11 protein-coding genes are annotated in these 13,993 nt (G+C 59.8%); 7 read left to right on the forward strand and 4 right to left on the reverse strand.

Annotation, left to right across the window (positions count from 1 at the left end; all coding sequences use genetic code 11):
- The first annotated feature begins 170 nt into the window (after positions 1-170).
- Positions 171-554, forward strand: a complete 384-nt coding sequence (locus M017_RS0103285; protein ID WP_155121210.1) for a hypothetical protein — start codon at positions 171-173, stop codon at positions 552-554.
- A gap of 104 nt (positions 555-658) precedes the next feature.
- Here M017_RS0103285 and M017_RS0103290 read toward each other — a convergent pair whose 3' ends face one another.
- Complete coding sequence (locus tag M017_RS0103290; RefSeq protein ID WP_031495761.1) at positions 659-3,139, reverse strand: ATP-dependent Clp protease ATP-binding subunit; 2,481 nt, start codon at positions 3,137-3,139, stop codon at positions 659-661.
- Positions 3,132-3,836, reverse strand: a complete 705-nt coding sequence (locus M017_RS0103295) for an ABC transporter ATP-binding protein (RefSeq protein ID WP_051669468.1) — start codon at positions 3,834-3,836, stop codon at positions 3,132-3,134. The genes M017_RS0103290 and M017_RS0103295 overlap by 8 nt, the downstream gene beginning before the upstream one ends.
- 102 nt (positions 3,837-3,938) lie before the next feature.
- Between M017_RS0103295 and hemB the strand changes: the two genes are divergently transcribed.
- Genes hemB through M017_RS0103325 form a run of 6 tightly spaced genes read left to right on the forward strand, consistent with a single transcriptional unit; the run spans position 3,939 to position 9,221 of the window.
- Positions 3,939-4,907, forward strand: coding sequence for a porphobilinogen synthase (hemB, locus tag M017_RS0103300; RefSeq protein WP_031495764.1), 969 nt, complete (start codon positions 3,939-3,941; stop codon positions 4,905-4,907).
- 8 nt (positions 4,908-4,915) lie between these two features.
- Positions 4,916-5,344 (forward strand): DUF3299 domain-containing protein, encoded by a 429-nt coding sequence (locus M017_RS0103305; RefSeq protein ID WP_051669469.1) that lies wholly within the window; start codon positions 4,916-4,918, stop codon positions 5,342-5,344.
- Positions 5,319-6,014 carry an ATP-binding cassette domain-containing protein gene (locus M017_RS0103310; protein WP_031495767.1) on the forward strand — a complete coding sequence of 232 codons (696 nt, stop codon included), beginning with the start codon at positions 5,319-5,321 and terminating at the stop codon, positions 6,012-6,014. The genes M017_RS0103305 and M017_RS0103310 overlap by 26 nt, the downstream gene beginning before the upstream one ends.
- Positions 6,014-7,213 (forward strand): ABC transporter permease, encoded by a 1,200-nt coding sequence (locus M017_RS0103315; RefSeq protein ID WP_031495768.1) that lies wholly within the window; start codon positions 6,014-6,016, stop codon positions 7,211-7,213. Before M017_RS0103310 ends, M017_RS0103315 begins: the two co-directional genes overlap by 1 nt.
- 34 nt (positions 7,214-7,247) lie before the next feature.
- Complete coding sequence (locus tag M017_RS0103320) at positions 7,248-8,606, forward strand: sugar transferase (protein WP_031495769.1); 1,359 nt, start codon at positions 7,248-7,250, stop codon at positions 8,604-8,606.
- Positions 8,607-8,609: 3 nt separating this feature from the next.
- Positions 8,610-9,221 (forward strand): phosphoribosyltransferase family protein, encoded by a 612-nt coding sequence (locus M017_RS0103325; RefSeq protein ID WP_051669470.1) that lies wholly within the window; start codon positions 8,610-8,612, stop codon positions 9,219-9,221.
- Here the strand turns inward: M017_RS0103325 and M017_RS0103330 are convergent.
- Positions 9,218-10,630, reverse strand: a complete 1,413-nt coding sequence (locus tag M017_RS0103330; RefSeq protein WP_051669471.1) for a sulfatase — start codon at positions 10,628-10,630, stop codon at positions 9,218-9,220. The genes M017_RS0103325 and M017_RS0103330 overlap by 4 nt on opposite strands.
- A 6-nt stretch (positions 10,631-10,636) precedes the next feature.
- Positions 10,637-13,882, reverse strand: coding sequence for a TonB-dependent receptor (locus M017_RS0103335; RefSeq protein ID WP_155121211.1), 3,246 nt, complete (start codon positions 13,880-13,882; stop codon positions 10,637-10,639).
- Between the last annotated feature and the right edge of the window lie 111 nt (positions 13,883-13,993).

Consider the following 13,993-nt stretch of genomic DNA (forward strand, 5'->3'; position numbering starts at 1 on the left):
CGGTAGTCGTAACACTACCGGGGTTAGGTAAGACAGGCGACCCAGCAATCTTTGTCCAAACGGTTCTCAATGCGTATCATAATGCAGGCTTGCCCGGGCGGTACAAACTGATTCAGCGGAAGCATGGGCTTGAAGTGGTGCCGAGCGGGGTGTCCGACCGCAGCGGAGTTATGAAGGCAATTGATCCGATTATGAGTCGGCATATCACAATTGCATATGCGGAGCGCCCTATGCATGAAACGTTTCGGGCGATCACTGACGCGATGTCTAAAGTGGCAGGACGCGAAGTGAAGTTGTTGATGAATCCGTTCAATTCCGAGATGCCAACTCCCACTTCAGTGTCTATAAATGATTTGTCGCTCGCAGAATCATTGTCTCTTCTGGCATCGAAGGCTGGCATTCCGGCAATATCGTATTTACTCGCCTTCGAACCAAACGAGAATGCCTATTACCTCACGGTGACGATAGTATCCCCTGATCATCCGGCAGGGCCTGGTCATCGTGAGGTGAACCCAACTACCGAGCATCCCTTCTTCATCAAGTCGAAGCCCTAAATTCGACCGAATGACAACTGATATCCGGCCCGCTGATCGAGTCAGAGGGCCAAACACAAGAGAGCCTCCCCGAAGGGAGGCTCTCTTATTGGATGTCACTCACTCTAGAAAGTGTAGAGCGGCGTACCTTCGTGTTCGACGGCCACTCCGCCGCCCACCCCAACCAGAGCCTCTTCCGGCTCGTGAACCGGCCGGACAAAGAGCCCTGTGTCGCTGAGATAGACTTCGAGATCGCTCGGCCGCGGCAGCGTCCCTTGGATCAGCGCTTCGGAAAGCGGATCCTCGATGTACTTCTGCAGGGCCCGGCGCAACGGACGCGCGCCGTAGCTGCGATCCACCAGCGTCTTCTCCAGGATGTACTTGGCCGCATCGGCCGTCAGGCGAATCTTGATCTGCTTGGCCACCAGATTCAGATTGATCTGTTCCACCAGCAAATGCACGATCTGCAGCAGGTCCTCATCCACCAGCGACGTGAACAGAATCACCTCGTCCAGGCGGTTCAGGAATTCCGGATTGAAGGCGCGTTTCACTTCGCCCATCACCTGGTCTTCCACCTTCGGAGCCATGCCTTTCTCGAGCGGTGCATCGAAACCGATGCCCTTCTTCTTGTCGAGGAAGCGCGCACCCAGGTTCGACGTCATGATGATGATCGTGTTCTTGAAGTCGATCGTGTTGCCCAATCCATCGGTCAACTGGCCGTCTTCAAACACCTGCAACAGGATGTTGAACACATCCGGATGCGCTTTCTCAATTTCGTCGAGCAGGATGATCGAATACGGATTGCGCTTCACGCGCTCCGTCAACTGACCACCTTCCTCATAGCCAACATAGCCGGGAGGCGAGCCGATCAGCTTCGACACCGAATGCTTCTCCATGAACTCCGACATATCGAAGCGGATCAGCGACTTCTCACTGCCAAACAGGAACTCGGCCAAGGCTCTGGCGACTTCCGTCTTACCGACACCCGTCGGCCCCAGGAACAGGAAGCTGCCCGCCGGGCGCTTCGGCGATTTCAAGCCCGCACGCGAGCGGCGAATCGCCCGCGCCAGTGCGCTGATCGCCTTCTCCTGGCTGATCACGCGCTTGTGGAGTTCTTCCTCAATGCGAATCAGCTTCGAGACTTCTTCTTCCTTGATCGAGGTCATCGGTACGCCGGTCCAGCGGGCCACGACATCTTCGATATCGTCCTTGGTCACCACGCCGGTCGAGGTGTCGTCGAGATTGTACTTCTCGCGCAACAGCCGCAGATTCTCGCGTTCCTTGCGCTCTTCGTCGCTATAGAAACGCGCCTTCTCAAACTCATGGTTCGCAATCGCATTCTCCATGCGGTGCACGATGAACTTGATGCGCTTCTGGATATCGGCAATGTCCGGCGGCAGCGTCGTCTGGCGCAGCTTCACGCGCGCCCCCGCCTCATCGATCAAATCGATGGCCTTGTCTGGCAGAAAGCGGTCTGGAATAAAGCGGTTCGACGCATAGACAGCCGTCTCGATCGAATCGTCCGTATAGGCAACCGCGTGGAACTTCTCGTAGCGTTCCTTGACGCCCATCAGGATCTGGATCGCATCGCTCTCGCCCGGAGGCGGAACCTTCACGGCCTGGAAGCGCCGCTCCAGCGAACGGTCCTTCTCAATCGACTTCCGATACTCACCCGGCGTCGTTGCGCCAATGCACTGGATCTCGCCACGCGACAGCGCCGGCTTCAGGATATTCGCCGCATCGAGCGAACCCTCCGCCGAGCCCGCGCCCACCAGCGTGTGCAACTCATCGATGAAGATGATGGCGTTCTGATTCTCCATCAACTCCTTCATGATCGTCTTCAGGCGCTCTTCAAACTGGCCGCGATACTTCGTACCGGCCACAATCAGCGAAAGGTCAAGCGACAGAATGCGCTTATCCGCCAAGAAGCTCGGCACCTCGCCGTCGGCAATGCGCTGGGCCAGACCTTCGACAATCGCGGTCTTACCCACGCCCGGTTCGCCAATCAGCACCGGATTATTCTTCGTGCGGCGGCACAGAATCTGGATCACGCGGTCCAGCTCATGGTCGCGCCCGATCAGCGGATCGAGGCTGCCATCGAGTGCGGCCTGCGTCAGATCGCGCGAAAACTCGTTCAGCAGGCTCGATTCTTTACTGCGATTCTGGGTGACCTTCTCGCTCGAACTGCGGGCAATCTCTTCCCGCACCTGCGATAGCCGCAAGCCCCGCTCATGCAGCAGTTCGGCGGCGTAGCACTTCTCTTCCCGCAAGATCCCCAACAACAGATGTTCTGTGCCGATGTGCTTGTGATTGAGACGCTCCGCCTCTTCTGCACCGTAAGCCAGCACACGCTTGCACTCGTGGCTCAACGGTAAATCCACCGAAGTCGACACCTTCTCGCGGATCGTCGTGTGAGCTTCGATCTGCTTCCGGATAGATTCAATGGCGGCTTGTGAGCGCAGGAAGCGGTTGGCCAAAGCCTTGTCTTCCCGCAAAAGGCCCAGCAACAAATGCTCGGTTTCAATATACGGACTGCCAAATTGGCTCGCTTCGTAGCGAGCGAAGAAAATGACGCGCCGTGCCTTCTCTGTATAACGCTCAAACATGGCTATTTGCCTCCATTGTAACTGCTACTTCAACCAGGCCACCTTTGGCCAATCGCAAGGTGCGATCGCAGCGCGCAGCCAATGCCGGACTGTGCGTCACGATCACGCTCGTCAACTGATGGACTTCCTGTAGGCGTTCCAGTAAATCGAGAATCTGGCCCGCCGTCCGCTCATCCAGATTGCCGGTCGGCTCATCGGCAAGAAGATACTTCGGCTTGCCCACCAGCGCCCGGGCTAGAACCACCCGTTGCTGCTCTCCCCCAGACAACTCGCCTGCCCGGTGCTCCAGCCGGGCCGCCAGCCCAACCTCCTCTAGCATCGTCGCAGCGGCCGGACGCGCCTGCTCCGGAGTCTCACCGCGCACCAGTAGCGGCATCATGACATTCTCGATCGCCGTAAACTCGGGCAGCAGGGATTGTACCTGCCACACAAAACCCATTTCCCGATTCCGGAAGCTTGCCAGTTCCCGCGCCGTGAGTTTGGTGATGTCCGTCTCGCCAAAGTGAATCGCGCCCGTTGTTGGATGATCGAGCCCCCCCAACAGATGCAATAACGTAGATTTGCCCGCACCGGATTCGCCGATGAGCGCAACACGTTCCCCAGGGTTGACCACAAAGCTCATATCGGCAAAGATGGTCAACTCGCTAGCCCCGCGATAAGTCTTGGCAACACGATCTACGGCAATCGAAGACTTCACTGAAATGGATCCCTGCTTGTCTAGATTCTCGCAGGTCTGGAGCGGTTGCAGTTTCTAGCCATTCGTGGAGGTCGCCCGGCCTCGTAAAATGGAAATAAGCCGATGCCCTTCCCCATTCACCGCCCCCGCCGCCTGCGCCGCACCGAATCGCTCCGCCGCCTCACCCGTGAAACCCAGCTCCAGCCCGAAAACTTCATCGAGCCGCTCTTCCTCATCCCGGGCGAAGGCCAGGTCAAGCCCATCTCGAGCATGCCCGGCATCGCGCAGCTTTCCGTCGATCAGGCCGTCAAGCAATGCGAAGAGGCAAAATCGCTCGGCTTGGGCGGCGTCATCCTCTTCGGCATCCCCGAAACCAAGGACGAGTTCGCCTCCGGCGCCTATGACCCCGACGGCATCGTCCAGCAAGGCGTCCGCGCAATCAAAGCTGCCGTCCCCGACCTCCTCGTCATCACCGACGTCTGCAACTGCGAATACACCTCGCACGGCCACTGCGGTCACATTGTCGATAACGATGTCGACAACGACGTCACCCTCGACTGGCTGGCCCGCTCCGCCGTCTCGCACGCCGCCGCCGGAGCCGACATCGTCGCCCCCAGCGACATGATGGACGGCCGCGTTGCGGCCATCCGAAGCGCCCTCGACCAAGCTGGCCATCCCCTGGTCCCGATCATGTCCTACGCCGCCAAATACGCCAGTGGTTTCTACGGTCCCTTCCGCGAAGCTGCCGAAAGCACTCCCCAGTTCGGCGACCGCCGCAGCTACCAGATGGACCCGCCCAATGCCCGCGAAGCGATGCGCGAAATCGAGCTCGACCTCGAGGAAGGCGCCGACATGATCATCGTCAAACCCGCCCTCGCCTACCTCGACATCATTGCCGCAGCCCGCAACCGTTTCGACGTCCCCATCGCCGCCTACCAGGTCTCCGGTGAGTACAGCATGATCATGGCCGCCGTCCAAAACGGCTGGGTCGACTACGAACGCGTCATGTTCGAAAGCCTCACCGCCATCAAGCGCGCCGGCGCCACCATGATCATCAACTACTTTGCCAAGCCCGCGGCCCGGCTGCTCTAATAATAGGTATGCAGTCGATTTTCCTGGCCGTCGTCGCGCTGTTTCTCCTCGCCGACCCGCAACCCGCCAACGTCGTCCAGTGGCGTCAGCTCCGCGGCCTCGACATCAGCACCGGGGAGGCCACCGCCGACCTGAAGAAAATCGACAACGCCACCATCCGCATCGCTGGCTACATGGTGCCGCTCGAAAATGACGACCTCGAAGAAGCAAACGAATACCTGATCGTCCCGATTGCCGGAGGCTGCATCCACACGCCGCCTCCGCCGCCGAATCAAATCGTCTACTGCCGGATGAACAACCGCAAGAAGGCCAAAATTGATATGTACGTGCCGCAGTGGTTCGAGGGCAAGTTCAATATCGCCAAAACCAACAGCCCCTACGGCGCGGTGTCCTTCCAGATGCAAGTCGCCAATGTCCTCCCCTACAAAAGCAATTGACATCAACGGCCTCCGCTTTGCCTATGGCAAGGACCGTCCCAATGTGCTCGACATCCCCCGTTTTGAGCTGAACAACGGCGAATCCTGTTTCCTGCACGGCCCGAGCGGCTGTGGCAAAACCACCCTGCTCGGCATCATCGCCGGAGTACTCAAAGGCACAGGTGACGTTCAGGTGCTCGGCAACACCCTCAGCCAGTGCAGCGGCGCCCAGCGCGATGCCTGGCGTGGCGCAAACATTGGCTACATCTTCCAGATGTTCAACCTGATTCCCTATCTCAGCGTGCGCGACAACATCCTGCTGCCCTGTCGCCTGCACAAGGCCCGGCGCGACAAAGAGGCTCCCGAGGCCGCCTGCCGCCGTCTCGCAGCCGCGCTCGACATCGAAGGCCTCCTCGACCGCGGCGTCCTCGAACTCTCCGTCGGCCAGCAACAACGCGTTGCCGCCGCCCGCGCCCTCATCGGCACCCCCGCCCTCGTCATTGCCGACGAACCCACCTCCGCCCTCGACACCGCGCACCGCGAAAGCTTCCTCCAACTGCTCCGCTCGCAATGCAGCCTCGCCGGCTCGGCGCTGCTCTTCGTCAGCCACGACCAATCAATCGCCAACCTCTTTGACCGCCGCCAGAGTCTCCCCGAGCTGAACCTCGCCGCCCAACGGAGAGGCGCCTGATGCTGCTGCTCTCCCTCGCCTGGCAATCCCTGCGCAACCGCCGGGTCACCACCCTGCTCACCGTCTTCTCCATCGCGCTCAGCGTCGCCCTACTGCTCGGCGTGGAGGCGCTGCGCACCAGCGCCCGCGAAAGCTTCTCCTCCACCATCTCCGGCACCGATCTGATCGTCGGCGCCCGTGGCGGCTCGCTGCAACTGCTCCTCTCGACCGTCTTCCGCATCGGCTCGGTCAGCAACGGCATCAGCCAGAAGACCTATGAGGAATGGGCCCACCACCCGGGCGTCCTCTGGACCATCCCCTACTCGCTCGGCGACAGCCACAAGAGCTTCCGCGTCGTTGGCACCGATCAGAACTTCTACACCCACTACCGCTTCCGCCGCACAGGCCAAGTCGTCATGGCCGAAGGCCACCCCGCCACCGGCGAACACGAAGCCGCGCTCGGCAGCGACGTCGCCGCGCAGTTGCACTACGCCCTCGGCACCCGCATCACGCTCACCCACGGGCTCGGTGCCTCAGGCATCATGGACCACGAAGAGCAGCCCTTCACCGTCGTCGGCATTCTCGCCCGCACTGCCACGCCAATCGATCGCGCCATCTACGTCTCGCTCGGCGGCATCGAACACATCCACGAAGACACGCCGGAGTCCACTGCCCTTACCTCCTTCTTGGTGGCCGCCAAAAGCCGCCGCGACACCCTCTTCCTCCAGCGCGAGATCAACACCTACAAGCCCGAACCGCTCACCGCCATCATCCCTGGCGTCACGCTGAACGAACTCTGGTCCACCGTCCGCTTCGCCGAAATCGCGCTTGAAATTGTCGGAGGCTTCGTCGTGCTGGTTGGCCTGATGGGCATGCTCGTCGCCATCTACACAACGCTCAACGAGCGCCGCCGCGAAATGGCGATCCTCCGCGCCCTCGGCGCAGGCCCAATCAAAATCCTCAGCCTCTTTTTGCTCGAAAGCCTCCTCCTCGCCGGAGCCGGTTGCGCGCTCGGCGTCGGCATGATGATCGGGAGCATCGCCCTGCTGCAAGGCATCGTCGAGAACCGCTTCGGCCTCTACCTCCGCTGGCAGGGCTTCGAGATGCAGCACGCGATCTACCTCGCCATCGTGCTCGGCGCAGCTCTCATCGCCGGACTCATCCCCGCCTGGCGTGCTTATCGCAATACTCTGGCCGACGGGCTCTCCGTCCGCATATAGCCAGTGATACCCTGAATCTGCACGGTGCAAATGCGTGTATAGCCGACATCATCGAAAAAGCCGTGTTCTGTTTGCGCTCTCGGATGTCCTTCTTACCGCCTTGGCGTTCGAAGCGGCCTATCTCCTCCGAAGCCTCCTCCCACTCACGCGCGACTTCTATCTCAATACGCCGCTGAAGATGCTGCTCTTCGGCATCGCCGCCCTGTCGAGCGTAATTTTCTGCCTTTGGGTGCAGGTTTACGACCGTCTCGACGGCGCCAATCCCTATGTCATCTTCCGCGAAACGCTGAAGCAGGCCGCCTTCAATGCGATCACGCTCATTCTCTTTGAATACACGCTGCGCCTCGACCTCAGCCGCGGCTTCCTGCTGCTCTTCATCGCCACGCAGTTCCTCTTCCTGCTCCTGTTCCGCTGGAACGCCGGCTCTCTCGTCGGCCTCATCCGGCGTGAATTTGGCGGGCAACACTATGTGCTGGTTTTTGGAGAAGGGCCTGCCGCCGAAGAACTCGCCCGCCAACTTCGCACCAACGCCTCCAGCGGCACCAACCTGCTGGGTATCGTCAATCATCCCGACGAGGTGCGCGGCAAAATCCGCGACCACATCGTCGACGAAGTTCTCTTTGCCGTCCCCCCGGAGCGCCTGAGTGGACTCGAAGAGCTCTTTCTCGAGTGCGACGAAGAAGGCGTCCGCACCCGCCTCAGCGTCGACTTTTTCCCCCACGTCAATTCCGACGTCTTCCTCGACCGCCTGGGCCCCACCCATCTACTCACTTTCAGCGCCACCCCGCACGACGAAATCAAGCTTTTCGCCAAGCGCATCGTCGACTTCCTCGTCGCCGCCCTAGCGCTGCTGGCCGTCTCTCCCATCCTCGTCCTCTCGGCGATTGCGATTCGCCTCAGTTCCAAGGGCCCCATTCTCTTCCGGCAAACCCGCTGTGGCCTCAATGGCCGCCGTTTCCGTCTCTATAAGTTCCGCTCGATGGTCGTCAATGCCGAAGCGCTGAAGGAACAGTACGCCCACCTGAACGTCAAAAAGCTGAACTTCAAAATCCCCAACGATCCGCGCCTCACCGGTGTCGGACGCTGGCTGCGTAAGTTCTCGATCGACGAGTTGCCCCAGCTCTGGAACGTGCTCAAGGGCGACATGTCCCTCGTCGGCCCCCGCCCCGCCACGCCCGATGAGGTGGAAAACTATGAGCGCTGGCAACGGCGGCGTCTCCGCATGCGTCCTGGACTCACCTGCATCTGGGCCGTCGAAGGGCGCGACCATCTCGACGTCGACACCGTCATGCGCCTGGACATGCAATATATCGATAACTGGTCGCTGTCCCTGGACAGCCGTATCTTGATCCGAACCATCCCCCTGGTTCTACTCGGCCGAGGAGCCAATTAGAAGATGCAACTGCTACCCACTCAAGAAGAAGTCGTTGACCTGCTGCGCAAGACAGGAGCCCTGCGCCAGGGGCATTTCGTCTACCCCGACGGGAGCTACACCAACGAATACCTGCAGGTTGCGCTGGCGATGATGGACTATCACCACGCAAAAGTCCTCAGCGTGGCGCTCAGCCGCAAGATCCGGTCGAACACGGAGCTGCGGGCCATGATTCCCAACCTCTCGATCGTCGCCCCCGCCACCGGCGGCTTGCCCGTCGCCTATGGCATTGTCGAAGCGCTCGGGGCGCGCCAGATCTATTGGGCCGAAGAAGACGTCGAACGCCAACCCCAGCGCTTCCGTCAATTTGTCGAGCCCAAACCCGGCGACAAGATCCTGCTCGTCGACGACATCTTACGCACCGGCCGCAAGCTGATCGCCCTCAAAAAGCTGGTCGAAAGCTACGGCGCCGAAGTGGTGGGCCTGGCGGTGATGATCTACCAACCCTGGCCCGACACTCCGGACTTTGCTCCCCTTCCACTCTTCCATCTCGCCAAGCTCGACAGCTTCGCGGCCCGTGAGATTCCCTCCGCACTCAAAGACAACGAGACCGCGGTCACCAAGGTCTGGATCTAGGGCCGGCTCCGCGTCTTCCACCAATAGCCCTCGCCCTCGCGGGCTGGGTCGTAGTTGGGATTCGGCGTCGGCATTTTCGCTCCCACCGAATCCCGCCACTGGTGCAAGCTTGCAGTCAATTCGCGCACCGTCTCTGGCTGCGCACGGCTCAGATCCTTCGTCTCGCTCGGGTCCGAACGCAGATCATACAACTCCGCGTGGCTGTCCTCATGAAACTCGATCAGCTTCAGATGACCGCGCCGGATGGCCGAAGCAGGCCGCCCCAACTGGTTACTGTAATGCGGATAGTGCCAGAAGTGATCACGAGGCGCCGGAGAATGCCCTTTGCGTAGAAGCGCCGCAAGGCTAACGCCGTCTGTCTTTCCAGCCGTGCCTCCCGCCAGATCCACCAGCGTCGCCAGATGATCGATGCTCGACACCGGCGTGTCGATCGTTTTGCCGCGCTGGACACCGGGCCCGCGTACGATCAGCGGCACGCGAATGCCCCCTTCATACAGATGCCCCTTCCCTTCACGCATCGGAGAGTTAGAGGTCACCGGTTTCAGCTTCCACTCGGGCGCCGACAGGCCGCCGTTGTCCGAAGTGAAGATCAGGTGCGTGTTCTTCGTCAAACCCAACCGCTCCAGCGCCGCCGAAATCTGCCCAACGCTCTCATCCATATGCTGGATCATGGCCGCGTAGATCGGATCGTTCTGCAGGGCGCCCGGCTTCTTCTTCCGATACTTCTCGATCAGTTCTTGCTTGGCCTCAATCGGCACATGGACCGCATAGTGCGGCAGATAGAGGAAGAAGGGATTCTTCTGATTCGCCTCGATAAAGCGAATCGCCTCCTTGGTCAGACGCTCGGTGAGATACTCGCCCGGCTCGCCCACGATCGGCGGATTCTTGCCCCAGCCCGGATAGAAAAAGCTGGCCGGCATGCCGCTGTTGGTGCCGCCGATATTCACCGAGAAGCCCTGCTTCTCCGGGAAGAACTCAGGCCCGCCCAGATGCCACTTCCCGACATGGCCAGACGTGTAGCCAAGCGGCGCCAACGCCTCGGGAATCGTCGTCTCCTCAAGCGCCAGTTGCTGCGTGGTCGGCGCGCCGATCAGCTTGGAGTAAGGCGTCGGATGCCCGCCCGGCAAATAATTCGTCACCCCCAGGCGAGCCGGATACTTGCCCGCCATGATGCTCGCCCGGGTGGGCGAACAAACCGGCGCCGCCGCATAGGCATTGGTAAAGCGAACGCCCTCCTTGGCCAGCCGGTCCAGATGTGGCGTCTCATAATAACGGCTGCCATAGCAGCTCAGGTCGGCCCAACCCAGATCGTCCATCAGGATGAATACGAAATTGGGGCGGGACGGCGTTGCCGCCGCCCCCTGTACTGCCGCCCCGGCCAGTGTCGTGAGAAAGTTACGTCTCTGCATGCTGCCCTACCAGAGTAATTTCAACGCCAACTGCCCAATGCGGGCATCGCGCGCGGTGCGAATCTGACCGATCAAGGCGCTGTTCGCATTCAGATCGGGTTGGCCGAACTGTGCGTGGTTCAGCGCATTGAAGGCCTCGGCACGGAACTGCAAGTTGATCCGCTCAGAGAGCTTCGTATCCTTCAGCAACGAGATGTCGAGGTTGTTCGTCCCCGGAATCTCGACAATGTTGCGCCCGGAGTTCCCAAAGGTGCCGAGCGGTGTGGTCGAAAAGCAACTCGTGTTGAAGTAGCGATCGATGGTCCGGCTCGAGCGATCGAGATTGCCCGCGCAGGAAGTATTCGCCCGCTGGAAAGCATAACCACCAACATTCGCGCGGTCCCCGGCCACCGTCACCGAGAAGTAATTTCCCGTGTTGAAGCTGGCGATCGAAGCCACGGACCAGCCACTGACAACGCGCTCCGTCAAGCCGCTGGCATTGGACAGGAACTGACGTCCCTTGCCAAAGGGCAAGTTATAGATGCCACTCAGCGCCAGGCGATGGCGCATATCGAAATCGGAGTTGCCACGATCGCCACGCACGTTATAGGCACTCTGGTGCCACGATCCGCCAGACCCGCGCGAAGCGGTATCAATCGAGTGTGACCAGGTGTAGGACCCGAGGAAGCTGAAGCCACTGGCAAAGCGGCGTTCGATGCGGCTCTGCAGTGCGTTGTAGCTCGAGTTCTCCTGGAAATTTGCCGACAGAATGTCGCCAAAGCCGGCATAAGGACGGCGATCGTTGATCGGCGTGATGTTCGCAGGATCGGCAGGCAGCCGGGCCTGATTGATGTTCACGCGTTCAGCGAGCTTGGTGCCCTTGCTGCCGACATAAGCGGCTTCAAACAGCCAGTCCTTCGCCAGTTGCTGATTGATGCTGAGATTCCATTGCTGGATGTAAGGCGTGCGATCACTGGGATCGATGGCGAAGGGAGCAAGCGCACCCACCGGGAAATTCGCGGACGCAGGATCAGGAAACGCATCGCGATCCCAGCTCAGATTCGGCGTGCCCACATTGCCCGTCATCGCAGCGGCAAAGATCAGCGGCGGCGCATTGATCTTGAACTGCAGTTCGTTGCCCTGAGTCTTCGAGTAGAAGAAGCCGTAACCGCCGCGAATCGCCGTCCGGTCCGTCAATCGGTAGCCAAAGCCAAGGCGGGGAGCAAAGTTGTTGCGATCGGGAGTCCAGATGCCCGGACGGAGATTCGGGTTGTAGACCACACCCGGAATATCACGTGCAATCGGCGACTGCGCCTTCGAGATCCCCACCACAAACTGGCCCTTCGAGGTATCGAAGTAGCCTTCACGGCCATCTTTTTCGACAAAGGGCTGATCGTATTCGTAGCGCAGGCCCAAGTTCAGCGTCAGACGCGAAGTGATCTTGTAATCATCGGCGATAAACAGATTGATCGAGTTCGAGCGGAAGCGTCCCACTCCCAGTCCCAACTGCGCATTCATGGCCGAAGGATTGCCGAGCAAAAAGTCTGAAACCGGATTGCCCGTATAGCGGCCATCAAAGGTGAAGGCGCCGTTGTTACTGAGGCCCAGACGCAAATCAAAGTGGATCAGGCGCAAGTCGCCGCCAAACTTCAGGTTGTGACGCCCACGGGTGAGGTTCACCGTATCACTGAACTGGAACAGGTTGTCATGGCCACCCTGATTGATCGTCGCGCCACCGCCGGCATAGAAGCCGCTGGCGAGCGAAACATTCGGCAAGCCATACTCTTCCGGTACCTGCTTCAGGTTGATGCCGATCTGATTGGCGATGCTGTTTGAGCTACCCTCCCAACGGTTATAAACGTCCGCCTTGGTATAGCCGAACTTGAACACGTTCAACACGGTCGGCGAAAAGATATGCGTGTGCTGGACAACGAGATTGCGGCCCGCATAGGGAAACACGCTGCCCGACAGGGCGCCGGTCCCAGGACGGATCAGCGACGAGTCGTAGTCCGTGTAGCGGCCAAAGATCGTGTCGCGTTCTCCAAGCTGGTAGTCGATGCGGCCCCCGTACTGGTTGTCATCGCGATTCGTACTCTTGGTCGTGACAAAGTTTCGTCCGCCTGCATTCGCGTTCGCCACCGGCGTGTACTTCGAGAAGGCGCGCGTCACAGCAGAAATGCGGCTCGCCGGAATCTGGTTGTTCGGGAACGGCACTCCGCTCAAAGGATCGAGGATCGCGCCTTTGGTCGACACCAGACCGCTCAGATCGCCATTCAGTTGGTTCTGCGTCGGCACCAGGGCGGTCAGCGTATTGCTCCGGCGGCTGCGCAGCCCTTCCCAGCTTCCAAAGAAGAACAACTTGTTCGGCAGGATCGCGCCACCGGCCGTCGCGCCAAACTGATTCTGCCGGAACGGAGCCTTCCCGTTGCCAAAGTAGTTGTCGAAGTAATTCGCCGCATCGAGCTTATCGTTGCGCAAGAACTCATACGCCGACCCATGCAATTCATTGCCGCCCGAGCGGCTCACCAGGCTCACCAGACCACTGCCCTGCCCGTATTCCGCCGAGAACAGGTTGCGATCGATCTTGAACTCCTGCACTGCATCGACACTCAACACAACACTCGGCGAATTGAACCAGGTGCTGCGCGTCTCAACACCATCGATCAGAAAGCTGTTGCTGTCGCCACGGCCACCCGAGACGTGAACCGCCAGATCGGAGCGGCCCGACTGGTTGGTAATCGTCGCGCTGCGGCTGTTATAGGCAGGGGCGACACCGGGCGACATCGTCGCCAGTTGCAAGAAGTTGCGGCCGTTCAGCGGCAGGCCGACCACGCTCTTCTGATCCACCACCTGCCCGATCGAAGAGGTTTCGCTCGCCACCAGGCTCGCGCTTCCCGTCACTTCGATCGATTCACTCACTTCGCCAATCTGAAGGCGAATGTCGAGGCGGGCAGTCTGGTCTACCTGGAGCTGCAGGCCGCTTGAAACAAACTGTTTGAAACCGGCAGCCGAAGCCGTCACGCGAAAGCTCCCCGGCGGCAATTGCGGAATGGTGTAAAGACCAGAAGCATCGCTGGTCGTTTGGCGGGCGATTCCAGTACTCTCACTGGTCGCAAGAATTTTGACGTCGGAAACAGCGGTTCCGGAGGCGTCTACAACGCGTCCGGTCAGGTTGGAAGAAACAATCTGCGCACTGCCCGCAGGCAAAGTAGCAAGGAATAAAAATAGACCCAGGGACCCGCGAAACCGGGTTCGCGGCGAAAAGTACATCATGTCGATCAATTTTATAGGGATTGATTCGACAAGGCAAGAAAGTGTTGCAAAATCTTCACAACTTGTTTCTGCGAAGCGACGATTTTTATTTTGAATAAATAACTTAGAACG

Origin of the sequence: Bryobacter aggregatus MPL3 (assembly GCF_000702445.1) — a bacterium.
Lineage (GTDB): Bacteria > Acidobacteriota > Terriglobia > Bryobacterales > Bryobacteraceae > Bryobacter > Bryobacter aggregatus.